Annotated in this window: 23 protein-coding genes; 10 read left to right on the top strand and 13 right to left on the bottom strand. The window is 27.9% G+C overall.

Features of this window, described 5'->3' with window-relative positions; translation table 11 throughout:
* The first annotated feature begins 120 nt into the window (after positions 1-120).
* The 5 genes from ACQRD5_RS07095 to ACQRD5_RS07075 are packed head-to-tail and all read left to right on the top strand — an operon-like array spanning position 121 to position 4,613.
* Positions 121-1,263 (top strand): ABC transporter substrate-binding protein, encoded by a 1,143-nt coding sequence (locus tag ACQRD5_RS07095; RefSeq protein WP_291629721.1) that lies wholly within the window; start codon positions 121-123, stop codon positions 1,261-1,263.
* 26 nt (positions 1,264-1,289) lie between these two features.
* On the top strand, positions 1,290-2,165 hold the full coding sequence (locus ACQRD5_RS07090; RefSeq protein WP_291629719.1) for a branched-chain amino acid ABC transporter permease: 876 nt from the start codon (positions 1,290-1,292) through the stop codon (positions 2,163-2,165).
* Positions 2,166-2,174: 9 nt separating this feature from the next.
* Entirely contained in the window at positions 2,175-3,143 is a 969-nt protein-coding gene (locus tag ACQRD5_RS07085) for a branched-chain amino acid ABC transporter permease (protein ID WP_291629717.1), read from the top strand.
* Between the two features lie 3 nt (positions 3,144-3,146).
* Positions 3,147-3,905, top strand: a complete 759-nt coding sequence (locus ACQRD5_RS07080) for an ABC transporter ATP-binding protein (RefSeq protein ID WP_291629714.1) — start codon at positions 3,147-3,149, stop codon at positions 3,903-3,905.
* A 3-nt stretch (positions 3,906-3,908) separates the two neighbouring features.
* Entirely contained in the window at positions 3,909-4,613 is a 705-nt protein-coding gene (locus ACQRD5_RS07075; protein WP_291629712.1) for an ABC transporter ATP-binding protein, read from the top strand.
* Positions 4,614-4,877: 264 nt separating this feature from the next.
* Here the strand turns inward: ACQRD5_RS07075 and ACQRD5_RS07070 are convergent, their stop codons facing one another.
* On the bottom strand, positions 4,878-6,899 hold the full coding sequence (locus ACQRD5_RS07070) for a molybdopterin-dependent oxidoreductase (RefSeq protein WP_291629711.1): 2,022 nt from the start codon (positions 6,897-6,899) through the stop codon (positions 4,878-4,880).
* A gap of 257 nt (positions 6,900-7,156) precedes the next feature.
* Between ACQRD5_RS07070 and dusA the strand changes: the two genes are divergently transcribed.
* The gene (gene dusA, locus ACQRD5_RS07065) at positions 7,157-8,194 is read left to right on the top strand and encodes a tRNA dihydrouridine(20/20a) synthase DusA (protein ID WP_320900117.1); all 1,038 of its coding nucleotides are present in this window, start codon (positions 7,157-7,159) and stop codon (positions 8,192-8,194) included.
* Between the two features lie 80 nt (positions 8,195-8,274).
* Here dusA and ACQRD5_RS07060 read toward each other — a convergent pair whose 3' ends face one another.
* Positions 8,275-9,465, bottom strand: a complete 1,191-nt coding sequence (locus tag ACQRD5_RS07060; protein ID WP_294170222.1) for a phosphopentomutase — start codon at positions 9,463-9,465, stop codon at positions 8,275-8,277.
* Positions 9,466-9,742: 277 nt separating this feature from the next.
* On the opposite strand from ACQRD5_RS07060, the gene ACQRD5_RS07055 reads away from it, so the two are divergent.
* Positions 9,743-10,477, top strand: coding sequence for a GntR family transcriptional regulator (locus ACQRD5_RS07055; RefSeq protein WP_427746648.1), 735 nt, complete (start codon positions 9,743-9,745; stop codon positions 10,475-10,477).
* A gap of 510 nt (positions 10,478-10,987) precedes the next feature.
* Here ACQRD5_RS07055 and ACQRD5_RS07050 read toward each other — a convergent pair.
* Positions 10,988-11,404, bottom strand: coding sequence for a GNAT family N-acetyltransferase (locus tag ACQRD5_RS07050; RefSeq protein ID WP_427746652.1), 417 nt, complete (start codon positions 11,402-11,404; stop codon positions 10,988-10,990).
* A gap of 525 nt (positions 11,405-11,929) precedes the next feature.
* Positions 11,930-12,271 (bottom strand): zinc ribbon domain-containing protein YjdM, encoded by a 342-nt coding sequence (locus tag ACQRD5_RS07045; protein ID WP_291629703.1) that lies wholly within the window; start codon positions 12,269-12,271, stop codon positions 11,930-11,932.
* Between the two features lie 214 nt (positions 12,272-12,485).
* Between ACQRD5_RS07045 and ACQRD5_RS07040 the strand changes: the two genes are divergently transcribed.
* Positions 12,486-13,136 carry a glycosyltransferase gene (locus ACQRD5_RS07040; protein ID WP_321129645.1) on the top strand — a complete coding sequence of 217 codons (651 nt, stop codon included), beginning with the start codon at positions 12,486-12,488 and terminating at the stop codon, positions 13,134-13,136.
* Between the two features lie 42 nt (positions 13,137-13,178).
* On the opposite strand, the gene ACQRD5_RS07035 is transcribed toward ACQRD5_RS07040, so the two are convergent.
* From ACQRD5_RS07035 to ACQRD5_RS07025, 3 genes are all read right to left on the bottom strand, one after another.
* Positions 13,179-13,946, bottom strand: a complete 768-nt coding sequence (locus tag ACQRD5_RS07035; protein ID WP_291629726.1) for a Tim44 domain-containing protein — start codon at positions 13,944-13,946, stop codon at positions 13,179-13,181.
* 92 nt (positions 13,947-14,038) lie between these two features.
* Positions 14,039-14,281, bottom strand: a complete 243-nt coding sequence (locus ACQRD5_RS07030) for a hypothetical protein (protein WP_291629698.1) — start codon at positions 14,279-14,281, stop codon at positions 14,039-14,041.
* 360 nt (positions 14,282-14,641) lie between these two features.
* Positions 14,642-15,184, bottom strand: coding sequence for a cysteine hydrolase family protein (locus ACQRD5_RS07025; protein ID WP_291629696.1), 543 nt, complete (start codon positions 15,182-15,184; stop codon positions 14,642-14,644).
* Positions 15,185-15,373: 189 nt separating this feature from the next.
* Between ACQRD5_RS07025 and ACQRD5_RS07020 the strand changes: the two genes are divergently transcribed.
* A complete protein-coding gene (locus ACQRD5_RS07020; protein WP_291629694.1) occupies positions 15,374-15,838 on the top strand; it encodes a GreA/GreB family elongation factor in 465 nt (154 codons plus the stop codon).
* A gap of 42 nt (positions 15,839-15,880) precedes the next feature.
* Here ACQRD5_RS07020 and ACQRD5_RS07015 read toward each other — a convergent pair whose 3' ends face one another.
* Positions 15,881-16,897, bottom strand: a complete 1,017-nt coding sequence (locus ACQRD5_RS07015) for an oxidoreductase (RefSeq protein ID WP_291629692.1) — start codon at positions 16,895-16,897, stop codon at positions 15,881-15,883.
* Between the two features lie 113 nt (positions 16,898-17,010).
* Positions 17,011-17,889, bottom strand: a complete 879-nt coding sequence (locus ACQRD5_RS07010; protein WP_294167351.1) for a helix-turn-helix domain-containing protein — start codon at positions 17,887-17,889, stop codon at positions 17,011-17,013.
* Between the two features lie 211 nt (positions 17,890-18,100).
* Here ACQRD5_RS07010 and ACQRD5_RS07005 point away from each other — a divergent pair, with 211 nt between their 5' ends.
* Positions 18,101-19,993, top strand: coding sequence for an FAD-dependent oxidoreductase (locus tag ACQRD5_RS07005; protein WP_427746647.1), 1,893 nt, complete (start codon positions 18,101-18,103; stop codon positions 19,991-19,993).
* Between the two features lie 75 nt (positions 19,994-20,068).
* Here ACQRD5_RS07005 and ACQRD5_RS07000 read toward each other — a convergent pair whose 3' ends face one another.
* From ACQRD5_RS07000 to ACQRD5_RS06985, 4 genes are all read right to left on the bottom strand, one after another.
* On the bottom strand, positions 20,069-21,271 hold the full coding sequence (locus ACQRD5_RS07000) for an FprA family A-type flavoprotein (RefSeq protein ID WP_291629687.1): 1,203 nt from the start codon (positions 21,269-21,271) through the stop codon (positions 20,069-20,071).
* Positions 21,272-21,318: 47 nt separating this feature from the next.
* Positions 21,319-23,223: an acyl-CoA dehydrogenase family protein gene (locus tag ACQRD5_RS06995; RefSeq protein WP_291629684.1), complete on the bottom strand. Its 1,905-nt coding sequence runs from the start codon at positions 23,221-23,223 to the stop codon at positions 21,319-21,321.
* Between the two features lie 481 nt (positions 23,224-23,704).
* Complete coding sequence (locus ACQRD5_RS06990; protein ID WP_308780628.1) at positions 23,705-24,673, bottom strand: tRNA dihydrouridine synthase; 969 nt, start codon at positions 24,671-24,673, stop codon at positions 23,705-23,707.
* Positions 24,674-24,741: 68 nt separating this feature from the next.
* The gene (locus ACQRD5_RS06985; RefSeq protein WP_291630675.1) at positions 24,742-25,608 is read right to left on the bottom strand and encodes a helix-turn-helix domain-containing protein; all 867 of its coding nucleotides are present in this window, start codon (positions 25,606-25,608) and stop codon (positions 24,742-24,744) included.
* Positions 25,609-25,801: the final 193 nt, after the last annotated feature.

The raw sequence follows: 25,801 nt of genomic DNA, 5'->3' as shown, positions 1-25,801 counted from the left end.
TAATATTTATCTAATTATGTTACTATATCAATATTATAATTGTTTATTTGGCATTAATTTATTAATAAATTATTTGTTGATTTAACATTTTGTTAGCATGTATTAAAAGGGGGATTTTTTATGAAAAAGAAAATAATTGCAGGACTTATTGCATCAATAATGTCTACATCATTATTAATTGGATGTGGAAGTTCTAGCTCAAAAAATGAAGTAATTAAAATAGGAGGTATTGGACCATTAACTGGTAGTGCATCTACTTATGGTAATTCTGCTAAAGAAGGTGCATCCTTATTAATAAAAGAGATTAATGATGCTGGTGGAATAAACGGTAAACAAATAGAATTTATCTTTGAAGATGATGGTGCTACTCCTGATGGAGCAATGCAAGCATTTAATAAGTTAGTAGATAAAGATGGTGTAGCTGCTATCTTAGGTGGAGTTACTTCTGGTGCTACTCTAGCTATAGCTAAAAATTCAACAGAAAGACAAATTCCTATGATTACACCTACAGGTACTGAACCTTCAATTACTAATGAAGGTGGAGAATATATGTTTAGAGGATGTTTCATAGACTCATTCCAAGGTGAAATATTAGCTAAATATACTACAGATAATTTAAATAAAAAAACAGCTGCTGTTTTATATAACGCTGGCTCTGATTACTCTATAGGTATAGCAAAAGCTTATAAAGAAACATTAGAAAAAAATGGTGGAAAAGTTGTTGAATACTTATCCTACAATGATGGAGATACAGATTTTAAAGCACAATTAACTAAGATTAAAGGCTCTAATCCTGATGTTATTGTATTACCAGATTACTATAATGTTGTTGGTCTTATAGCTAAACAAGCTAGAGATATTTCTATTACTTCTCAACTTTTAGGTGGAGATGGTTGGGAATCTGAAGAGTTAGCTTCTATCGGCGGAGATGCAGTAGATGGTGCTCTATATATTAATCACTACTATTCAGGAGATGATTCTGAAATAGTTAAAAATTTCGTTGAGTCCTACAAAAAAGAATATAACAAAGAACCAGATTCTTTTGCAGCTTTAGCTTACGATTCAACTAAAATTTTAGTTGAAGCAATCAAAAATGCTAATAGCACTGATGGTGTAGCAATTAAAGATGCATTAGCTAAAACAAATTTAGAATGTGTTACTGGAAAAATTAGCTTTAATGAAGAAAGATCTGCAATAAAAGGTGCAGCAGTTATTAAGTTAGATGGTTCAAATAAGGTTTTAGCTGATAAATTAAATCCTTAATGTATTTTTTATAAGGAGGAGTAACTATGGAATTTATACAACAATTAATAAATGGCTTAGCTTTAGGTAGCGTATATGCCCTCCTAGCTTTAGGTTATACAATGGTTTATGGAATAATACAACTTATAAACTTTGCTCATGGTGAAATTTACATGATTGGTGCTTTTGCAGGATATTATGCATCAAGTGTACTAAAATTACCATTACTACCTACATTATTAGTAGCAATGGTTGCTTCTGCACTACTTGGGATTTTAATAGAAAAGATTGCATATAAGCCTTTAAGAAAATCTCCAAGGATAGCATTATTAATTACTGCAATTGGTGTATCATTATTTTTACAAAATATTATGAGTAAATTTGTTGGAACTGCTCCAAAACATTTTCCTGAACTTATAAATCTTGAACCTATTAATTTTTTAGGGCTACATTTAGATTGGAAAACCATATTAATGTTTGCAGTTTCTGCACTGCTTGTACTTCTCCTTCAATTTATTGTTTATAAAACTAAGGTTGGAAAAGCAATGAGAGCAGCTTCTTATGACATAGAAGCTGCTTCATTAATGGGAATTAACGTAAACAACACTATCTCTCTTACTTTTGCTATTGGATCAGCATTAGCTGGTATTGCTGGTGTTCTAGTTGCAATTTCCTATCCTAGCATAACTCCTTACATAGGTGTTATGCCTGGATTAAAAGCCTTTGTTGCAGCAGTACTTGGAGGAATTGGAAGCATACCTGGTGCATTAATTGGTGGCTTATCAATAGGATTATTAGAAACTTTATCTAAAGCATATATTTCAACTACTTTTTCAGATGCTATTGTATTTGGAATATTAATAGTAATACTTCTAATTAAACCTACTGGTCTATTAGGTAAAAAGACTAATGAGAAAGTGTAGGTGATTGTAATGAAAGATTTTTTTAATAAAAAGACATTATTAGTATTAGGATCTGTTATTTTAACTTATGGTATTTTATTTGGTCTTACAACTTCCCAAACTATTAAACCTTATTATACCGGAATAATTATTTTAACATTAATTAATATTATTCTAGCTGTTTCACTAAATCTAATAGTTGGATTCACTGGTCAATTATGTTTAGGACATGCTGGATTTATGGCAATAGGTGCTTACGTATCAGCTATGCTAACTAAAGAAGCAAATTTTCCATTTTTTATAGCATTATTAATTGGAGCTATTATTGCATCTATTTTTGCGGCTTTAATAGGTTATCCAACCTTACGATTAAAAGGAGACTATTTTGCTATTACTACTTTGGCTTTTTGTGAAATAATTAGGGTTATTATAATGAATATTGAAGCTGTTGGTGGTGCTACAGGACTTAAAAGCATCCCAAAAAAGACCGACTTTACTATTGCTTTTATATTTGCTGCTTTAACTGTTTTAATAATATATAACATCCTTCATTCTTCTCAAGGAAGAGCAATGATAACTGTACGTGAAAATGAAATTGCTGCTGAAGCTATGGGGGTTAACACTTTTAAATATAAAATGATGGCCTTTATTATAGGTGCATTTTTTGCAGGTTTAGCTGGAGCTTTATATGCTCACTATATGGGATATATCCAACCTTCTAATTTTAACTTTGTTAAGTCTATAGATTATTTAACTTATGTTGTATTTGGAGGTATGGGTTCACTATCAGGTTCAATTATAGCTACTATAGTATTAACATTCTTACCTGAATTACTTAGAAGCTTTGCTGAATATAGAATGATTGTATATCCACTTGCTCTTATTGTACTTATGATATTTAGACCTCAAGGACTTTTAGGTGATAAGGAACTATCCTTAAAAATATTCAAAAAATCTTCTAAAATAGTAGAAAAGTCTAATAAAGGAAAGGAGGTTTAAACTATGTTAGATGTTTCAAACTTATCAATTGAGTTTGGTGGATTAAAAGCTGTATCAGAATTTAATTTAACTATTGATGAAAAGCAAATTGTTGGTTTAATTGGTCCTAATGGTGCTGGTAAAACTACTGTATTTAACATGCTAACTGGTGTATATACTCCAACTAACGGAACTATATGTTATCTTGGAGAAAATCTTAATGGTCTTAAACCTTACAATATAACTAAGAAAAAGATAGCAAGAACATTTCAAAATATAAGATTATTTTCTAATCTTACAGTTTTAGATAATGTAAAAGTAAGCTTTAATTATAGAATAAACTATTCTTTATTTGATTCTATTTTAAGAACACCTAAATTTAAAAAAGAAGAGAAAAGAATTGAAGAAGAAAGCTTAAAACTTCTTAAAATTTTCTCATTAGATACAAAAGCTACCGAAACTGCTAAAAATCTTTCCTACGGAGAACAGAGAAAACTTGAAATAGTAAGAGCACTTGCAACAAACCCATCCTTACTTTTATTAGATGAACCAGCTGCTGGTATGAATCCTCAAGAAACAATTGAACTTATGGATTTAATAAATTGGATAAAAGATAAGTTTCATATATCTGTTCTTTTAATTGAACATGATATGAAGTTAGTTATGGGTATTTGCGAAAAAATAGTAGTTCTTGACTATGGTAAGAAAATTGCAGAAGGTACACCTGATGAAATTAAAAATAATCCTAAGGTAATTGAAGCTTATCTTGGAGAGGGGGCTTAGAATATGCTAAAAGTAGACAATATAAATTTATATTATGGTGGCATACATGCCCTAAAAGATTTATCTTTAGAAGTAAAAAAAGGTGAAATAGTTACCTTAATAGGAGCAAATGGTGCTGGTAAAACTTCCACACTAAGAGCTATATCAGGTCTTGAACCTATTAAATCTGGAACTATTTCCTATAAAGATGAAAACTTAAAAAAAGTTCCTTCTCACAAAATAGTTTCTCTTGGATTATCTCATGTTCCAGAAGGTAGAAAGATTTTCGCAAATCTTACAGTAAAGGAGAACTTAGAGTTAGGTGCTTATTTAAGGAAAAATAAAAGTGAAGTAAAATCCGATATGGAAATGGTATTTTCTAAATTTCCAAGATTAAAAGAAAGAAGAAAACAAATTGCAGGTACTCTTTCTGGCGGTGAACAACAAATGTTAGCCATAGGTCGTGCTTTAATGAACAGACCAGAAATGTTAATTTTGGATGAACCTTCCATGGGTCTAGCACCTTTAGTTGTAAAAGATATATTTGATACTATTGTTGAAATAAATAAATCTGGTACAACCATTCTACTTGTTGAACAAAATGCTAACATGGCCTTATCCATTGCCAATAGAGCTTATGTGTTAGAAACAGGAAAAATAGTTTTATCTGGAAAAGCAAGTGATTTATTAAATGATGATAGTATCAAAAGTGCTTATCTTGGTGAATAAAAAGAAGATAGATATTATATTCTTTGCTCCGTCGCAGGCTCCAAGTCGCCAGAATATAATATCTATCTCCTCATATACTAAAGGAAAGGAATTTATAAAAAATTATTCACAGGGTAATATTTTTATAAATTCCTAGAAAATAATGAAAATGCTACTTCAATATATTATTGGAGTAGCATTTTCATTATCCTTAATCCACCATAGAGCAAATTGATAAAACAAAATTTATAGAATATTAATTTTTATTCTTATTATTGGATTCTATTATAATTCTACTGTTAACTTCTTTATTATTTCTACTTTTGTCTCATTATAGGTTACTTGTCCACCAATATCTGATATACCAGAATCTGTTAGGTAATTAGGATTTCCATGTTTTGTCCACCATCCTACATACATAAGAACAATATAATCAGAAACTATGTTATCAATATTTAGTTTTACATTTATTTCTCCATTATTACTTTTTAATATTACTATTTCATCATTATTTAGATTTAATTCTTTTGCCATATTTTCATTTATATATGCAATAGATATTCCTTCTTCATCCATCATATGCTGACTAGATAAGCTATCTCTTGTATGATTTGTTAATAATATGAATTTATTATCTTTAATATTCTCTTTATACAATCTATTATTAAAAAATATTTCAAATTTCCCTGACTTTGTCTCAAAGTTCTTATCTTCCCATGCTATTGGTTTATGAATTGAAAAATAATTATTTTTTAAATAATCTATATTTACTTTATCATTATACTTCTTTAAAGGTTCTATTACTTTAGTTAAGTATTCTCTCTTATCTACATATGGATATTTTTCTATATTAAGAATTCTTGCAAGTTCTTTAAAAAATTCATATTCATCCATTAATTTTTCTTTAGGTTCCATTGCTTTTTCATTATATATAATATACGGATTTGTCATAGAACTATAAATTAAATCTTCACTTTCTAATGTGCTAGTTGTTGGAATAAATAAATCACATTCTATTGCAGTATCAGTCATAAACATATCAAAGCATACTTTAAACTCAATTTTTGAAAAAGCATCTTTTAATTTATTTAAATCTGCAAGCTGATTTAAAAGATTAGCTTTTGTTACAATAGCCATCTTTATTGGAACATTAAATTTCTTTAATTCAACTTTTGAATTATTTTCTTTTATATAAATATTTTCATTATCATAATAGTCAGTGCATTCTAGAGACCCCTTAATAAAATCAGCCATTTCACTTACATAGAAAAATCTATTTTCACAGTCATCTTCACTATTAAATGGATCAGAATTTATTACATGTGGATAAACTTTATTTGCATAATTTACTCCACCACCACTAAAACCAATTTGTCCTGTTATTGCTCCTAGAATATCTACTAAACTTATAGTATTACCACCATTCTTATATTTTTGCATCCCATAGCCAATTAATATTGTTGAATATTTACTTGTATATAACTCTACTAACTCTTCTATCTCATTTCTACATACTCCAGAAACTTCTATGAGATCCTCTAACACTAATGATTCTACATAATCTTTATATTCTTCAAAGCCATTAACATATTTTCTAATATAATCATTATCATATAATTCTTTTTCTATTATTATTTTTCCTATGGCAAGAGCTAAAGCTCCATCACCATTAGGTTTAACTCTGATATATTTATCTGCCATTTCAGCTGTCTTTGTGTAAATAGGATCTATTACAACTATCTTACTTCCCTTTGCTTTTGCTTTTTTTATACATTGTATAGTATGTATAGATGTAAAAGCTGGATTCTTACCCCAAACAAATATTGACTTACTATTAAACATATCTTCTAAAGAATGACTTCTTACATCTCCAAAGTTTATAGTCTGTGCTTTTATTCCAGCACTCCAGCAAGGCCCCCCTTTAGATTTACTAACTCCTCCAAAGAAATTAAAAAATAAGTCTCCCATACTTTTTAGTAAAGCTCCATTACCATATTGCTCATAATATAATATTGATTTTGATGAATATTTTTCTTTATAAAAGCTTAACTTTTCAGCAACTAATGATACAGCCTCTTCAAAAGAAATTTCCTTCCACTTACCATCTACTTTTAACATAGGTTTATAAATTCTATCTTTATGATGTAATCTGTCTAAATGAGCAAGACCTTTTTTACAAACAAATCCCTTCGTAAATGGATGATTTTTATCTCCTGTAATCTTTAATATTTTATTATTTTCTATATGTATATTAAATTTACAACAGTCAAAGCAGTCTAAAGTACACCCATGACTTAGTATTTCCATAACATCTACCCCCATATAATCTTTAGAATCATATTTCTCATTTATTTTAATATTATTATATATCTTTATCGCAAATAAAAATATGAATTGTTTATTCTTTAACTCCTATTTTTAATAATTTATAATATTAATTATAATCTCTAAAAAATGATATAATACCCTTATAATATTAAAATGAAATAATTAAGAAATGAAAAAATGTACTTTCATTTTTAATTTTTTTATTCTTTCATTAATAAATAGAAAGGAAACAAAAGATGGAAAAATACACTTCACAAGTTAAAACCCCAAAGGTCAGTATTGCGCCTATGGTGGATAAAACTCACCGCCACTTTAGATATTTCTCAAGACTTCTAACTAAAGAAGCACTTTTATATACAGAAATGGTAACTGCTCAGTCAATAATACATGGAAATAGAGATAAGATACTCTATTTTAGAGAAGAAGGACCCGTAGCTCTTCAAATTGCAGCTTCTAATCCAGAAGATGCTTATAAGGCTGTTAAATACGCTGAAGAGTATAATTATACTGAAATAAACTTAAATTGTGGTTGTCCTTCAGACAGAGTTTCAGGGAACTTAATGGGAGCTGCATTAATGTCTTCAAAGGATTTAGTTTATGAAATTCTTTGTGCTATGAAAGAAGCTACTAATAAACCAATAACTATAAAGCATAGAATTGGTATAGATGGAACTGGAGTTTTAGAAGATACAAAAAATAAAATTATCATGAGTGGATATGATGATTTATTAGAATTTTTAAATACTATATCTAAGGCTAAGCCTGACAGATATACTATTCATGCACGTTCAGCTATTTTAAAAGGTTTAAGTCCAAAAGATAATAGAGAAATACCACCTCTTGATTATGATATGGTTTATAAAATAAAAAAAGAATTTAATTATTTAAATATAGAAATTAATGGTGGATTTAAAACCATTGATTCAATTAAAGATGCTTTAACAAAAGTAGATGGTGTTATGATTGGAAGATCAGCATACGAAGACTGTTATCTATTAGCTAATTTTTATAAATTATATGAAGGCTTTGAAGATAAAAAACCTATTTCTAGAGGTGAGGCTATTAAAGCTTATATTCCTTACATAATTGAAGAACTTGAAAAAGGAAATAGTGTTCACTCTTTAGTATCTCCTCTTCATAGCTTATTCCAAGGTGAAAAAGGTAGTAAGAGGTATAAACAACTTTTATCTTCTTCAAATTTAAAAAAGGAAAAAATAATAGATGTTTTAAATAATATCCTTGAAACAATGCCACAAGATGCTTTGTGGAACTAGATATTTATCTTCCACCTTTTCATTTAAAGAGTATCAAAAAGGAGCTGTTTTCACAGCTCCTAAAAAAATAAAATTATATACTAATTTAATTTATCTAAAACAGATTCTCCAATAGTCCCTTCTGACATCTTAACTTCAAAATTATCTGCTATTGTTGCTCCTATTGCTGCAAAACTACTAGTAGCATCTAACACTCCATTACCTTTCATTGAAGGTGAATAAGCTAAAAATGGTACATATTCTCTTGTATGATCTGATCCTGTATATGTTGGATCATTTCCATGATCTGCTGTTATAATTAATAAATCATCTTCTTTAAGTTTTTCTAAAACTTTACCTAAATTAACATCAAATTTTTCTAGTTCTTCTGCATATCCTTGTGGGTTTCTTCTGTGGCCCCATAGTGAATCAAAATCAACTAAGTTTACGAAGCATAATCCTTCAAAGTCTTTATCCATTATTTCTAATGTTTGCTCCATTCCATGCACTGAGCTTTTTGACTTATGAGATTCTGTTATACCTTCACCATCAAATATATCATTTATTTTTCCTACAGATATAACATCATAATTATTGTCTTTTAATTCATTTAAAACTGTTCTTCCATATGGTTTTAATGCATAGTCATGTCTATTACTTGTTCTCTTAAATTCACCTTTTTTATTTCCAACATATGGTCTTGCTATTATTCTACCAACCTTCCACTCATCTTTTAAAGTTAGTTCTCTTGCTATTTCACAGCATCTATATAATTCTTCTAATCCAAAGGTTTCTTCATGCCCACATATTTGTAATACTGAATCAGCTGAAGTATATACTATCATATCTCCAGTCTTCATTTGATGTTCACCAAACTCATCTAATATTTCTGTTCCACTAGCACTTTTATTTCCAACTATATTGTGTCCTGTTTTCTTAGTTAATTCATCTAATAACTCTTGTGGGAATCCTGTATCCGTAAAAGTTTGGAATGGCTTAGTAATGTGTAATCCTGCTATTTCCCAGTGACCTGTCATAGTATCCTTACCAGTACTAGCTTCCTTCATTTTCATTTGATATCCTAATGGATTTTCTTGTGCCTTTAGATGCTTTACTGGACGTAAGTTAGCAATTCCTAACTTTTCAAGATTAGGTATATTGAAAGATTTCACTGATTCTGCTATATGTCCAAGAGTATCGACATTTATATCTCCATACTCTTTTGAATCCTCCATTTCTCCAACACCTAATGAATCTATTACTATAGTAAAAATTCTTTTATATTTTTTCATAATATTACTCCTTTATATTTTTAATACCCTATACAATATATTATTTTCTTATATTAAATTTATATTTATTTTATTAGATAATATATTGTTCAACTTGTCTTTAACTTGTCTATTATATATTTATAATACTACAACATCCTTATCTAAATCAACGTTTTCAATACTGCATTTTATTGATATTTTAGTAGAAAAATTTGATAATTAACTCTATAATTATATTATAATATATAATAAACTTGTATGTAACTTGTTTATTTATCTATAGAGAGGTTTCATTATGATTAATAATGATATTATTAAAAAATCAAAAAAATTAAGATACGTTGAAGTGTACAATAAATTATATAAAATGATAAAGGAAGAAGACTTACCAGATGATTATAGACTCCCTTCTGAACCTGAGCTAGCTAAATATATTGGAGTTAGCAGAACAACTCTTCGTCAAGCATTATCCTTATTGCAAGATGATGGTTTAATTAAAAATATTCGTGGAAAAGGTAATTTTATAGTAAAAAGTCAAAAAAGCAAAAAAGTTGGTCTTGAAAAATTAGGACACATTATTTATAAGTCTTTAGAAGATAAAATAGATTATGTAGAAATGAATTTTCACATAGAACCTCCCTCTGATTATTTCATGGAGATTTTAGGAAAAAAGACTGCTGCTACAGTAAACATAGATAGATGGTACATTAAAGATAGTAATGCTCTTGCTTATACCTTTACAATAATTCCTATAGAAACTATATCTTACTTTAATATAGACCTTAATGATAATGATGGATTACTTAAATTTATAGAAGATGAAATATATAAGAAATCTACCTATAGCACTATAGATATTAAATTTTCATCCTCTGGAAAATTTGCAACTAAAAAATATTCTATTTCTTCCGAAAAACAATATTACTTAATTGAAGAATCTATATATAGAGATTCTGAGTACCCAATTGCTTTTAGCAAGCATTATTTACCACTATTAAATGCATCAATAAAAATTCATACTTCAAAATAATACAAATAAATTATTAATACTAAAAAAAGAATCCTATATCTTTTAGGATTCTTTATAGGGGTTAGTATTAATAATGAGAAAGTAATTTGAATTAATTCATCCTCGCAATTTAATTGATAACAATTATCAATTTATTATACATATGATACCTTTATATTATATATCTGTCAATATATTTTTGAATAATTTTTCTAAATATTCAAAATTAATTTTATATAATAAAAATTATCACTAACTAGTAAAAGTCCGTGATAATTCTTATCTTTTAATCTACTATTTAAAATTTAATTAAATTAAGTCCTATCTCTTCGCTAAATTGTCTCCCTACTTCACCATTTATTTTATCAATTATTATTTCTGAAGTCGCACTTATAACAGCCTTATTTAAATGACCTCCAATATAAATCTTAATAATTGATTCTTATTTTCAGTATATTGTTAATATTATCATAAAAATAAGGTTATGGGTAACATATCTATCCATAACCTCTATATTCAACTATATTTATATTAAAGTACTTTAGCCATTTTTATTACTCTCTCACCTAAAAGTACTCTATCAAAGCTCTTATTATAATTTAATTTTTCATAAAATTTAGTAACCTTTTCATTTTTAGCAAGTAATGATATACCTTCAAATTCTGCATTCTTAGCAACTTGTTCTGCATACATCATAAGCAATTTTCCTACTCCAAGGCCTCTTGTCCTTTCATCTGTTGCAATATTTGAAATATAAAGATTTCCTCTTCTACATTCTCTAAATATCATATACTTAATTGAATTTACTATATATAATATCTTTTCAGAAAATCCTTCTATCCTATTAATCAATTTTATATCTGTTTCAATACTTAGTTTATCCAATTTATCATAGGGAATTAATATAATTGCACCAACTACTTTATTATCTAATTCGGCAACAGTTATATAGTCTGTACTATATCTTGATTCCTTAGTTCTAATTAAGATTTTAAGATTTTCTAAAGTTTCTTCTTTAGTTTCTCCCCCTCAAACATCACCAGTATTAACTTCAGTATAATAGATTAATCTGGCAATTTCATCTACATCACTATTTTTTCCTTTTCTAATCTTTATATTTTTAGTATCCATAATTATAACCTCCCATACAGAAGTGTTTCTCTGTATATGTTAATTATATAAAAACTATAATATTTTTTCATTGATATTTGTACTCAATTAAATGTATTATTATGCTATAAATGATTTAGCATAAATTTAGTATAAAATACAATAATACTAAAAAAGCAATATTATAATAATTTTCATTATTTAAATATTGCTTAATGCTTTTTAATATTTTTATTTGATATTTGTTAATTCCTCAATTTATTTTTATTAAAAAACAGAAATAATTTCACCTTACTATTTAAGAAAATAAAAAACCGTCCCTTGAAAACAAGGGACGGATATATCCGCGTTACCACCTTAATTCTATATTTTTTTAACGAATTCAGATTTTAATTTCATAGCTCCAAATCCATCAATTTTACAATCTATATTATGATCACCTTCTACTAATCTTATATTTTTAACTTTCGTTCCTTGTTTTAATGGTGCTGAACTACCTTTTACCTTAAGATCTTTAATTATAGTAACTGAATCACCATCATTTAATATATTTCCATTTGAATCTTTAACTACTAATTCATCTTCATTATAGTCATTATCTGCATTTAGTGTCCATTCATATGCACATTCTGGACAAATCAAAAGACTTCCATCTTCATAAGTATATTCTGAGTTGCATTTTGGGCAATTTGGTAAAGTTATCATTAATTTTTCCTCCGTTATGTATTATAAATATATTAATTTTACCTATTTATACTATCATATACATATTATTTTTACAAATAATATCCCATATTGCTCTATATTTAATTTATGAAATTATAATAATAATTTGAAGTTATAACCTATTATTATACTTTGTATAATGATTATTCCTTTGAGCAAACTAATTATGAAGTATTAATTTAAGGAGAATAAAATGAAAAAAATTTTAAAAACCATACTATTATCATTATTTTTATCAGCAATAATATTAATTCCATTAAAAGTAAATGCTTTAGATAATAGCTATTTGGGAGATAAATGCATTAGCAAATCCAAATGTAATTTAATAATGGATGAAAGACAACTATGGATTGATCATGTTTCTTGGACTAGAAATTTTATTGTAAGCGATATTGCATCATTAGAGGATAAAAATATTGTTTTAGAAAGATTACTTAAGAATCAAGATGATATTGGAAATTCAATTAAACCATATTATGGTGAGGATGCTGGTAATAAACTTTCTGCTTTATTAAGAGAACATATTGAATTAGCTGGTAAAGTCCTTGAAACAGCAAAAAACAAAGATTCTAAAGCTTTAGATAAAAATAATAAACTTTGGTATGAAAATGCAGATGAAATTGCAGACTTTTTAAGCAAGGCAAATCCTAATTATTCAAATAATGAGTTAAAGGATATGCTACATAAACACTTAAAATTTGTAACGGATCAAGTTATAGCTAGATTAAATAAAGACTGGCAAACAGATATTAACTCATATGATAAAGGCGAAGAACATATGATTCATTTTGCAGATATTATTTCGGATGGTATTATTAAACAATTCCCTGATAAATTTCAATAAATACTATCCACCTCAATAAAAAAAGAGCTATATTCTCAGCTCTTAATTTTCTATATTTATATCAAAAAAATCTAAATTATCTACATCATCTATTTGTCTTATCTCATCTAATATCCATCTTTTATTATTTCTTATAAATTTCCAGTACTCATCAAAAGGAAGTGTTTTGTACTTATTTCCACTTATTAAGTCTCCACTTTCTTCATTAATTATATAATCCTTAGCTTTTGCTCTTATATGTACCCATACAGCATCCTCTTCTAGTCCATTTCTATCTTTAACAGAAATAGGAGTAGCTTTTAATAATTTTACATTTTTTAGAATATTTTTTTCTTTCCTTACCTTCATCCATTCCGTTTTTGTTCTATGTCTTATATATAGTTTTTCACTCATATATTCTTTGGCTAGATCTTGATTTCTTTCCGTCCAAGCATTTTGAATCTTATAAAAAGCTTCCTCTATATCCTTCTTCATTTCGTTATAGTCCCAATTAAAATCATTTTTACTTAATTCTTTTATTACTGAAACACTTTTTATTTTCTTTTTACTAATTCTTACTTTATAAACTATAACTCCTGCTGATGAAATACAAAGAAACATTCCAATAGATATTATTGAAGAAAAAGGATCACTTCTTCTACCATAACCACCTATACTTCCACTATGGTGTGAGCTACTTCCACCACCAGATCCTCCACCACTTCCACCACCAGATCCTCCACCTCCAGCTCTAGCTAAAGTTAATTGTGGTGTACTTATAATTAATGATATAAGTAGTAATGACACTATTTTTTTTATAAAATTCCCCATTTTAGACACTCTGTAATCTCCTTCCTTTAATAACTACTTTTTATAGTATATATACCATAAAAGGAGCTGTTAAGCAGATCCTTGTCTTTCTATTAAAACACTTTATTTTTACTATAAATTTTAAATCCTATATCTTCAAATAAATTAAATAAGCTTGATTTTATAAAGTATATTCCTAAAACTATAGGTGCTTTAAAGGTAATTAATATTCCCATTATAATCATTGGTAACATAAACTTTATAGTTATAGCTTCTTCATTATCATCAAATACCTTTAAGTATGAAATAATACTTGGCGCAATAGTTAAAAAAGTATATATACTAGGAACTAACAATTTATCATCTTTATTTCCTAATTATAAGATAGCCAATGTTTTAAGTCAATATATGGAAATAATATTCTTGTTATATCCTTATTTAATTAATATATTTATCTAAGAAAGTAAATACTTTTTCATAGTATGTTTCTGGATCTACATCTGGAGCTGAGCCATGACCTGCACCATCAATTACTAAAATATCTTTTTCACAATTTGCATCTTCATATAATCTATATACTAAATGTCATTTTATGATACATTATTTTATAAGCAAATATTTTGATTATCAATATATATTGTTTTTATAAAATAAGATAAGAAAAGCTATATAAGAATTAATAATATGTATATCTATTATTCTTATATAGCTTCTATCTATTTATTTATTACTTTTCCTTGTAACCCTTCGATTATATCTAAGGTCTTAGAATGTAAGCTTTCATCAAAGCTTGCACAAAGACTTGCATCAACAACTATGTCAGCATTTCTATATTGTGATTGAAACATTACAAAATTACTTATTACACAAATGTTAGTAACTACTCCTACTATTTCAATTTCCTCTAAATCTTCTCCTATTTCCTTTGATATTTTAATCATATCTTCAGGAGCTAATCCAAATCCATATTTTTCATAACTAATTACATTTTTATTATGCTCAAACTTCTGTAATTTTCCAAACAACTTATGTCCTTCTGTCCCCTTAATACAATGTACTACAGGTAGATTTTTACCTTCTCTTGTTTCTAAATAATTTATTTCATGAGTATCATAAGTAAATAAAACTTTATTTCCTTCTTTTAAATTTTCATTTACTTTATTATATATGCCTTCTTCTAATGTAACAGCCTCTTCAAAGCCTAAAGCTCCATCTACAAAGTCTTTTTGATAATCAATAACGACTAGTAATTTTTTCATTGTAACCTCCTATAGTATAACTTCTCTTGTGATATATTTCTTAATTAGCTTAATATTATTTTAAACTAAAAAAGATAATATTACATAATTTTAAGTAAATATAGATAAAAATTTTTATTATATTTATGTTATATAATTTATTTATGTTATATAATATAGTTATGATTTTTTAAGAGGTGATTAATTTCTATGAATAATATGCTTACCGAAGAGAACATAAAAAAACTAAGAGAAGAATTAGAGTATAGAATGACTGTAAAAAGAGCTGAAATAGCTAAAGAAAAAGCTATAGCTGCTGCTCATGGTGATAGATCTGAAAATGCAGAATATAAAGAAGCTTGTGCTAATTATAGGGAAAATGATAATAGAATACAATATCTATTAAATATGATTTCTACAGCTACTGTTATAGCTGATGATGAAATAGATAAATCCGTATTAGGTATTAATAGTAAAGTTAGAGTTAAATTTATTGAAGATGATTTTGACGACGTAGTAACCTTAGTAACTGTTATGGACTCTGATCCAGAAAATATGTGCATTAGCATTGAATCAGATCTTGGATTAGCATTAAAGGGGAAAACTGTAGGAGATATAGTAGAAGTAATTGCTCCAGAAGATAAGTATACTGTTGAGATATTAGAAATATTATAATATTTCTTACTTATATTGGAGCTGTTATAGACAGCTCCATATTTATTTTAAACTTCTAATACCTTCTTCTAAAATTTCTAATTGTAATAAAGTTTCCTCATCTTTAATTTTTTTATCTTTATTGTTTATTATAGCTTCATACAAGTCATCATACACTCTACCATAATCTCCATCCACAGATTTTATTTTTTCTTCATGAATAACTTTTTCATCATCAATATAAGTTAAAACTCCATACTGTTCTAATGTATCAACTCCAAAATCACTATTATTAGGCATATAAAACATTTTTAAATGTTCTTCTTGTCTATCTTTGGTTTCTTTTACAAAGCATCCTTTTTTTCCATACACAACAAAGCTCGCTCTTGGTTTTATTCTAAAATAACTAGACTTAACAGATACTTTCATACTTCCATAATATAAGTCTAAATCAAAATAATCATTCATTCTTCCTTCTCCAAGTAGTTGTCTTACATCATAATGAATTCTATCTGGCTTACCAAAATAACTTATTACCTGATCTAAAGTATGACATCCATGCCCATATAAGAAGGATTCATATGGTGAAAATTTAGAATTTTCTTCTGGAATCTCTGGTCTGAAATAATCAAAATGCATTTCTAATTCTAATAATTCTCCAAGCTTGCCTTCCTCAATAACCTTTTGAACTGTTAAAAAGTCACTGTCAAATCTTCTATTTTGATAAGCTTGAACAATTAAATTCTTTGATTTTGCTAAATCAAATATTTCCTTTGCCTCATCAAAAGTTTCCATAAAAGGCTTTTCCACTAAACAATGCTTATTATTTTCTAAAACTAATTTTGCATAATTATAGTGACTATCTTGTCTTGTACAAACTACGATTAATTGTATATCTTCATCACGTAATAATTCATCTAAATTAGATGTATAATTTATTCCATCTATTCTATCCCAAGCTTCATTTTTAGGATTTCTTTGATAAATAGTTTTTACTCTTATATTTTTTCTTTGAATAACAAAGGGTAAATGATATCTATTTGTACTCTTTCCATTTCCTATATATCCAATAGTTAGCATGATATCCTCCTAATTTACATTTTTATAATATTATATCAAAAGATATAATAAATAAAAATCTGTATAAATAATGAGGATTTTTAATTAATTTATTCTTGCATTACTAATTTATTTTAATTTCTTAAATCTCGATTAACTTTTCTATATTTAAGTGGGGTCATTCCATATCTCTTTTTAAAAATTCTAAAGAAATAACTTTTTTCCTTAAATTCAATTATTTCTGAAATATTTTGAACAGATAAATCAGTAGTTATTAGTAACCATTTTGCTTTTTCAAGTTTTATTTCTCTAAGTTTGTTAGAAAAACTATCATTAGCCAATGTTTTAAATCTAAGAGAAAAGTAAGTTGGATTGAAATTAAAATCCTTTGCCATACTAGTTAAAGACACAGTAGAATAATTATCTACCATATATTTTAACCATCTTCCAACATCATAATTCTCCATCATACTAGATTCACTAATTATTAAAGAGTCCTGATGAACGTTATGCAAGTTAGTTAAAAATAAAACTAATGCTGCCTTAACTAATTTCTCATTTTTTTCATTTGTTCTAGTGATTTCATATAATAAAAAATTTAAATACTTTTTAACTATATCATAGTTAGTAATATCAAATACTAAGTACTCAATCTTTTGTGTATCTAATCTAATAAAGTCATATAGTATTGGACAGTCTGCCATTTGAGACTTTAGATTAGAATCAAAAAATTCTTTTCTAAAATTAATTATACATATTTTTGAATCTTTTTCATCAAGTGAGTATTTAATATTTGATCCATTCCTTAATAAAATTATAGTTCCTTCTACTAGCTTTATTATCTTTGAATCTATATTTACGCTTACAACTCCATATATAATCAACAAAGATATATATTTTTCTTGTGTCATAAGAAAGCCATTTCTTTTCTCGTATAAATTTATGCTATAGCAATCCTCAAATTTAAAATTTGATTTATTTTTTATTTGTTTTAAAAGCAAATTCTTATCCAATTATTCATTTCTCTTTCGTATAATTTATTATTAAATATGTATATTCAATATAAATACTATTTTATATAATTTATATTTATTATACAATTAAACCTAAATATTAGCCACTTTTTATGTGAATTACAACATCTTCTTAAAAAAAATATCTCTGTTATACTGTTTTATGTTGGTTAAAAAAATAACAATAAAATTCATTAACGGGGGAAAATAAATGAAAAAAAGTTTTTTACGCAAATTACTAACTGCCACTTTAGCTTTCAGCTTATCAACTAGTTTGTTAATAGGCTGTGAATCTAAAAGTGCTTCTGTGGCTAAAGCTGGAACTTACACAGCTACAGAAAGTGGATTTGGTGGAGATGTAACTGTAAATGTAACAATATCTGATGACGGTAAAATCTCATCAATTGATGTTACTGCAGATTCAGAAACACCTACTATAGGAGGAGAAGCTGCTCCAAAATTAGCAAAAACTATTGTTGATACTCAAAGCTTAGCTGTAGATACTGTAAGTGGAGCTACTTATACAAGTACTGCAGTTATAGATGCTGTTACTGCTGCATTAACTGAAGCAGGCGCTGATATTAAAGCTCTTAAAAATAACAAGGTATCAAAAAATGGACAAAACGAAGAAGTAAATGTTGATGTAGTTGTTGTTGGTGCAGGTGGATCTGGTACTGCTGCCGCTTTAGCAGCAAGTGAAGCTGGACTTGACGTACTTGTAGTTGAAAAAAATGCATCAGCAGGTGGTAACTCAATGATTGCATCTGGATTTTTTGCAATTGGAACTGAATTACAAAAGAATGAAGGACTTGATCTTTCTGTAGATAAAGCAGTTCAAGACCTTATGGTATTTAATCAATATTTATCAAATGGTACTATAGTAAGAAAAATTGTTGAAAATGCAGCTGATACTGTTGAATGGTTACAAGGATATGGAGTTGAATTCTATCTTCCTGAAAAAACTACTCAATTAGCTCATGAAGATGATCTTTACAAATGGAAAACTTATCACAAGTTTGTAGATCAAGCGACAGCTTTCGAAAATATGTATAGTAATCTTGAAAACATGGGTGCTAAAGTTGTTTATAACACATCTCTTGAATCTATAATAAAAAATGATGATGGTGTTGTAACAGGTATTACTGCCAAAAAAGAAGACGGTGGTATCCTAACTGTTAATGCTTCTGCAACAATTATTTGTACAGGTGGTTTTGGTGCTGATTCTGAAAAAACTGCAGCTGCATTAAATTCTAACTTATTTAATTCACTTGGTATGCCAAATGCTGGTGAAGGTATTTCTGCAATTGAGGAAATTGGTGGATTTGATTTAGATGCTACTCCTTTACTACATGCTTGTCAATTTGCTGAATCAACAGTTAAACAAGATTCTGCTGGAGAAAATCTTGCTGGATTCTCTGATACAAGTTTAACACAAATACTTAATACACCATTATTATGGGTAGATACTACTGGTAGTCGTTTTACTAATGAGGATGTTGTTTATGATACAGCTTTCTGGGCAAATGCAGCATATACAGTTGGTGGAAAGTACTACATTATAGTAGATAAAGCTACTTTAGAAGCCTTCTCAAAAGGAACATCTTTAACTGTATCTCAAGCAGGCCCTGGTGCTAAAATGGAGCTTGATGATTTTGTTAAACTAGCAGATGCATCTGTTGAAGCTGGTACTGCATTTAAGGGAAGTACATTAGAAGAATTAGCTGAAGCTACTGGAATGAATGCAGATGATTTAAAGGCTACTGTTGAAAGATATAATTCAATGGTTGAAAAAGGATCAGATACTGACTATGGTAAAGCTAGTGAATCATTAGCATATAAGGTAGAGTCTGGAGATTTTTATGCTTTCGATGTTCGTGGTGTATTCCTTGGAACAATTGGTGGAGTTAAAGTAGATGATAATATGCAAGTTATGACTACTGATTTTGAATTAATTCCTGGTTTATACGCTGCAGGAACAACTGCTGGTGGATACTATACAGGAGTAGGTTACCCACCATATGAAGGGTTAGCTTGTGGATTTGCTTATACTTCAGGAAGAATTGCTGGAACAAGTGCTGTTAAGTATGTAAATTCATTAAAATAAACTAATAAAAAATCTGCGATAAAAATATCGCAGATTTTTTTATTTTAAGTACTATATTACTATAAATGTAATGTACTATTTATTCATAGATTCGATAACACTATCAACAAGTGCATCCATATCTACAGCATTATCTTCTTTCATTGAAGAAACTAATGAAAGCTTATCATCAATTAATTCAATATTCTTTAATCCTTCAAGGCATTGTGCCATCAATTTACCTGATTGAGTAGCCCAAGAACCATTTTCTATTAAAGCAAATGTTCTATTTTGTACATTAAGAGCCTTCATATCCATTAAATAATTGTGCATTAATGGATAAATACCTAAATTGTATGTTACTGATGCTAAAACAATATGGCTAACTCTAAATGTTTCAGCTATTAATGTAGATACATGAGTATTTGATACGTCATACATAACTACATTAGTTACTCCTTTTTCAACAAATTTAGTTGCTAATGCGTTAGCTGCTGATTCTGTATTTCCATACATTGATGCATATACTATCATTACAGCTTTTTCTTCTGGTTCATATCTACTCCATTTATCATGTTTATCTATAAAATATCCTAAATCTGAACGCCAAACTGGACCATGTAATGGACAAACAATCTTAATATCTAAAGTGCTTGCCTTTTTAAGTAATGCTTGCACGTGTGGACCATATTTACCAACTATATTTGTATAGTATCTTCTTGCATCTTCAATCCAATCACGATCAAAGTTTACTTCATCATTAAATAATTTACCATCTAATGCTCCAAAAGATCCAAATGCATCAGCTGAGAAAAGAACTCCGTCCTTAGTATCAAAGCTAACCATAACTTCTGGCCAGTGAACCATTGGTGCAGTAAAGAATTTGATTTCATGCTTACCGAATGACATTGAATCTCCTTCTTTAACTTCTATTTCTCTTCCATCAATAGCAAATCCAAATTGTCTCATTAATAAGAATGCTTTTTCTGTAGCAACTACTTTTACATCTGGATAACGAATTATTATTTCTTCAATAGAAGCTGCATGGTCTGGCTCCATATGATTTATTATTAAATAATCTAATTTTCTACCCTTTAAAACAGCTTCAATATTTTCTAAAAATTGTCTTGATATTGACCAATCTACTGTATCAAATAATACTGTTTTCTTGTCCAATAATAAATATGAGTTATATGAAACTCCTCTTGGTATTGGATGAATATTTTCAAATAAAGCTAGACGTCTGTCATTACCGCCTACCCAATAAAGGTCTTCAGTTACCTTTCTAACACAAAACATAAATTAATCCTCCTTTTGACTATGAAAATTTAAACTTTTGCTAAAGATTATGCCTCGATGAAATAAGATTTTTCTTCACCACAATCTGGGCAAATCCATTCTTCTGGTAGGGCTTCAAATAGAGTTCCTGGAACTATTTCATTTTCTTCATCCCCTACAGCTGGGTCATATTCATATCCGCAACCATTACATACATAAGTTTTCCATGTAGGTGCAACCTTCTTAGGAGCTTTTCTCTTCATTTTCTTCATAGGAGGAGCTTCCTTCTTAGGTTCTCCATTATCTAATGCAGCTGTTAATAATGGCATTATTTCCATTAAATCTCCAACGATACCGTAATCTGCATTTTTAAATATTGGTGCATTAGGATTATTGTTAATTGCAACAATAGTTGTAGCATCCTTAATTCCTTTTAGATGTTGTCCAGCGCCTGATATACCACATGCTATATAAAGATTTCCATTGAATTTTTGTCCTGACATACCAACATAACGATTTAAAGGTACATATTTCATTGTTTCTGCTACTGGACGAGATGATCCAATAGCTGCTCCAGCTTGAATTGCCAAAGCTTTAGCCAATTCCATATTCTTCTTTTCTCCAATTCCTTTACCAACGCTTACTACACGATCGGCCTTTGGTATTGGAGTATTTATATCAATACCCACAGTAAAGTCATATCCATCGCTCTTTAATGCCTCAACGAGCTTATCCACATTTTCTTTAGCTGTACCTTCTTTAAATATAACCTTCTTACGTGCACCTGTCAATGGGTCAGCTTTCTTCCTAGTACCTCTATCACCTTTTGGCATTTTTCCTATAATATTAGCAGCTATAACTACTCTTTGAATTTCATTAGTTCCTTCATATATTGTACAGATTTTAGCATCTCTGTATGCTCTTTCAACATCCATACCCTTTAAGTATCCAGATCCACCAAAGATTTGTAATGCATCATTAACAACTTCTAGACATATATCTGAAGAATACATTTTTGCCATTGCAGCTTCCATAGAATATGGTTCATGATGTTCTTTTAATTCAGCAGCACTATATACTAACATTCTTGCACATCTTAATTTAGTTGCCATATCTGCTAATTTAAATGAAATTCCTTGTTGTGCAGCTATAGGTTGTCCAAATTGGATTCTTTCTTTTGCATATTCTAAAGCACTTTCATATGCACCTTGAGCAATACCTAATGCTTGAGCAGCAATACCTATACGACCACCATCTAAAGTTTGCATAGCGATCTTGAATCCTTCGCCTTCTTTTCCTAATAAGTTTTCTTTAGGAACCTTAACATTATTGAAAAGTAATTGAGCAGTTGAAGAAGAACGAATACCTAATTTATCATAGTGATCTCCAAAAGTGAATCCTTCCCATCCTTTTTCAACTATAAAAGCACTAATACCTCTAACGCCAATATCAGGTGTAGTTACAGCAAATACAACGTATGTATCAGCTTTATCAGCATTAGTAATGAAAATCTTTTCACCATTTAAAATATAATGATCTCCTTCTAATACAGCTGTAGTTTCAGTTCCACCAGCATCACTACCTGCATTTGGTTCTGTTAAACCAAAAGCACCAATTTTTTCTCCTTTTGCTAATGGTACTAAATATTTTTGTTTTTGTTCTTCTGTACCAAAAGCAAATATTGGATAACTTCCTAATGATACATGAGCTGATAAAATAACTCCTGTTCCACCATCTACTCTTGAAAGTTCTTCAACAGCAATAGCATAACTTATAACATCGCTTCCTAATCCACCATATTCTGTTGGATATGGTGTTCCCATTACACCCATTTCGCCTAATTTTTTAACAACTTCTGTTGGAAAAATATTTTCCTTGTCCCACAAAAATGCTTGTGGTCTAATTTCTGCCTCTGCAAATTCTCTTATTTTTGCACGAAAAGCTTCGTGTTGGTCTGTAGTCTTAAAAAACATAAATTTGCCTCCTTTTTTTCTTTTGTGTTTTATTTAAAATAAAAACACATTTTAATTAATAAATAGAAATACTCTGCAAACATTTGTAAGATAAATAAAGACAAATGATAATCTTTTATCTTTCTTAATAATAATTATTATAAAACTAACAATATTTACTGTCAATTTATTCTGAAAATATTTACAATTTAATATTTTTTGATATTTCATTTATTATTCTTAACAAATTTACAAAGTGTTAATTCACAAAATGTTAATAATATTGCTTGTATTTTCATATTTTTAAAATCAAACAATACTTTAATTTCCTCTTTTGCAAAATAATAATTAATTAACTATTATTTATAATACTTTTTTATAATCTGAAATTAATTAACAATTATTGCTAAGTAAAAAAGGAGCTGTTGGTATCAGCTCCTTTTTTTTAAATTTAGAACGTAAAATATATAATTATTGATACAATTAGAAAGGAATTACTAAACTACTTTTGGATATCACTGAAAAGTCCAACACCTCTTATTATCTCTTGCTCTTTAAATAAACTTAGAACTGCTTCATTATAATCCTCTAATCTCTGTGCTTTTTTTATTTTTTTTATGTATTTTTTATTATCTGAAAAGATATATATCATATATCCCCATAATTCTTTCATCCTATAAATTGCATTCTTATCTTCATTAAAAACTTTTCTGTAATTCATAAAAATTTCATTATGAAATTCCTTTAATTTTTCTTTATCTAAAGATTTACTTTCTTTTATATCATCTAATAAACCCGGATTAGCAAGGATTCCTCTTCCAATCATTATTTTTTCTACACTTGGAAAACAATCTATAAAATTATTATAATCCTTAACAGTAAAAATATCTCCATTATAACATACTGAACTTTTACTTAAGCTTAATGCATCTTTAAATATTTCTAAATTAGGTTTATTTCCATAAAAATCTTCTCTAGTTCTTGGATGAATTATTAATTCCTCTAATGGATATTTATTATAAATATTAATAAGCTCATAAAACTCCTCTGGCTTATCTTTTCCTATTCTAGTTTTTATAGAAATCTTCATATCATCCATCTTAAATATTTCATCAAGAAATTTATCAAGCTCTTCTCTTTTAGCTAAAAAGCCAGAACCTCTATATTTTGATACCACAGTTCCAGAAGGACAACCAAGATTTAAATTTATTTCATTATATCCTAGTTCCTTTAACTTTTTAGCAGTACTAATAAATCCTTCTGAATCATTAGTAAGTATTTGTGGAACAACATTTAATCCTTCATTATTTTCAGGCAATAAATCTCTAAGTTCTTTAGTCTTAAAGCTTTTACTTGTATTTGGTGTAATAAAAGGTGTAAAAAATTTGTCTATATTATTAAAATACTTATTATAAGAGTTCCTATATATATATCCTGTAATACCTTCCATAGGTGCTAAATAATATTTCATGTAATAACTCCTCTACTTTTATTCTAAAGAAATTATATCAGCCTTATCTTTAGTTATCTATATATGTTTTATTTATTGAATAATTTTTTTATTTCCTCTACATTTTTGCAATAGAAATCTGCCTCCGTTTCTTTACAGACATCTTCAATATTTGTAAATGCCATTCCCCCTACTATTATTAATGGTGATTTATTTTTAAAGTAACTTCTAATTGCTTGTATTACATTTTTAGCAGATTCTATATTATTAGAAATAGTAACTGAAATAGCAATGAATTTAGGATTTTCTGACTCTATGGCATTAATAATACTAAGAGTTGGTAGATTTGATCCAAGGTATACTACTTTAATACCACATACTTCTAATAAATCAGAAATCATTTTTATTCCAATATTATGTTGTTCTGGACCAGCTGTTAAGCAAATTATAGAATCTTCTTTATGTTCATCATTTTTTCCATAACCTTTTAACTCTCTCATTGTATCTAGTATACTTTCTGAAATATAATGTTCATTCCAGACATCTATTTCACCAATCTCCCAAAGTAATCCAACTTCCTTTAATGCTGCCTCAAATATATTTATGTATATCCATTGTATATCAATCCCCATATTATACATATTTATCACAAAATCTCTAGCCTTATTTTTATATCCATTTTTTAAATATTTTAAAAATACTTTATATTCATCTTTACTTATAGAATACTGAATTTTGTGGCTTACTTTTTTATCTTCATTGTTTATAAGATAATCTATGGAAACATTAAATAAATTAGAAATTTCTTTTAACTTATCTGCATCTGGAAACCTTAATCCTTTTTCATAATTAGATATAGTAGTCTGTTTTATCCCTAGCTCTTCTGACAATTCTTTTTGAGTATATCCATATTCGTTTCTAAGCTTTTTCAATCGTTCTGCAAATGTACTCTTCATATTGCAACACCTTCTTCCTTACTATTATTGCACTTTATTTATATATATATCATATAATATCACATTTAGTTATGTTTTTAAATATTTTCTGAAAAGTTACTATTTATTTATTTCATTCTGTGATGTAATATTAATACAATAAGATTTATTTAAAAATAATAATTATTGTTTATATAAAAATAATAAATGAAAA

The sequence above is a fragment of the Clostridium sp. SGI.024 genome (assembly GCF_050315195.1).
In the GTDB taxonomy this organism is placed as follows: domain Bacteria; phylum Bacillota; class Clostridia; order Clostridiales; family Clostridiaceae; genus Clostridium.
This window is presented reverse-complemented; position numbering and strand designations above follow the sequence as displayed.

Excerpts from the sequence above, each read along its gene's own strand:
- ACQRD5_RS07040 (WP_321129645.1), top strand. The coding sequence starts at position 12,486 with ATGAAAAAAATTTTAAAAACCATACTATTATCATTATTTTTATCAGCA.
- ACQRD5_RS07005 (WP_427746647.1), top strand. The coding sequence starts at position 18,101 with ATGAAAAAAAGTTTTTTACGCAAATTACTAACTGCCACTTTAGCTTTC.
- ACQRD5_RS06985 (WP_291630675.1), bottom strand. The coding sequence starts at position 25,608 with ATGAAGAGTACATTTGCAGAACGATTGAAAAAGCTTAGAAACGAATAT.
- ACQRD5_RS07095 (WP_291629721.1), top strand. The coding sequence starts at position 121 with ATGAAAAAGAAAATAATTGCAGGACTTATTGCATCAATAATGTCTACA.
- ACQRD5_RS06990 (WP_308780628.1), bottom strand. The coding sequence starts at position 24,673 with ATGAAATATTATTTAGCACCTATGGAAGGTATTACAGGATATATATAT.
- ACQRD5_RS07080 (WP_291629714.1), top strand. The coding sequence starts at position 3,147 with ATGTTAGATGTTTCAAACTTATCAATTGAGTTTGGTGGATTAAAAGCT.
- dusA (WP_320900117.1), top strand. The coding sequence starts at position 7,157 with ATGGAAAAATACACTTCACAAGTTAAAACCCCAAAGGTCAGTATTGCG.
- ACQRD5_RS07035 (WP_291629726.1), bottom strand. The coding sequence starts at position 13,946 with ATGGGGAATTTTATAAAAAAAATAGTGTCATTACTACTTATATCATTA.
- ACQRD5_RS07060 (WP_294170222.1), bottom strand. The coding sequence starts at position 9,465 with ATGAAAAAATATAAAAGAATTTTTACTATAGTAATAGATTCATTAGGT.
- ACQRD5_RS07070 (WP_291629711.1), bottom strand. The coding sequence starts at position 6,899 with ATGGAAATACTAAGTCATGGGTGTACTTTAGACTGCTTTGACTGTTGT.
- ACQRD5_RS07000 (WP_291629687.1), bottom strand. The coding sequence starts at position 21,271 with ATGTTTTGTGTTAGAAAGGTAACTGAAGACCTTTATTGGGTAGGCGGT.
- ACQRD5_RS07015 (WP_291629692.1), bottom strand. The coding sequence starts at position 16,897 with ATGCTAACTATTGGATATATAGGAAATGGAAAGAGTACAAATAGATAT.
- ACQRD5_RS07090 (WP_291629719.1), top strand. The coding sequence starts at position 1,290 with ATGGAATTTATACAACAATTAATAAATGGCTTAGCTTTAGGTAGCGTA.
- ACQRD5_RS07075 (WP_291629712.1), top strand. The coding sequence starts at position 3,909 with ATGCTAAAAGTAGACAATATAAATTTATATTATGGTGGCATACATGCC.
- ACQRD5_RS07085 (WP_291629717.1), top strand. The coding sequence starts at position 2,175 with ATGAAAGATTTTTTTAATAAAAAGACATTATTAGTATTAGGATCTGTT.
- ACQRD5_RS07045 (WP_291629703.1), bottom strand. The coding sequence starts at position 12,271 with ATGATAACTTTACCAAATTGCCCAAAATGCAACTCAGAATATACTTAT.
- ACQRD5_RS07020 (WP_291629694.1), top strand. The coding sequence starts at position 15,374 with ATGAATAATATGCTTACCGAAGAGAACATAAAAAAACTAAGAGAAGAA.
- ACQRD5_RS06995 (WP_291629684.1), bottom strand. The coding sequence starts at position 23,223 with ATGTTTTTTAAGACTACAGACCAACACGAAGCTTTTCGTGCAAAAATA.
- ACQRD5_RS07025 (WP_291629696.1), bottom strand. The coding sequence starts at position 15,184 with ATGAAAAAATTACTAGTCGTTATTGATTATCAAAAAGACTTTGTAGAT.
- ACQRD5_RS07055 (WP_427746648.1), top strand. The coding sequence starts at position 9,743 with ATGATTAATAATGATATTATTAAAAAATCAAAAAAATTAAGATACGTT.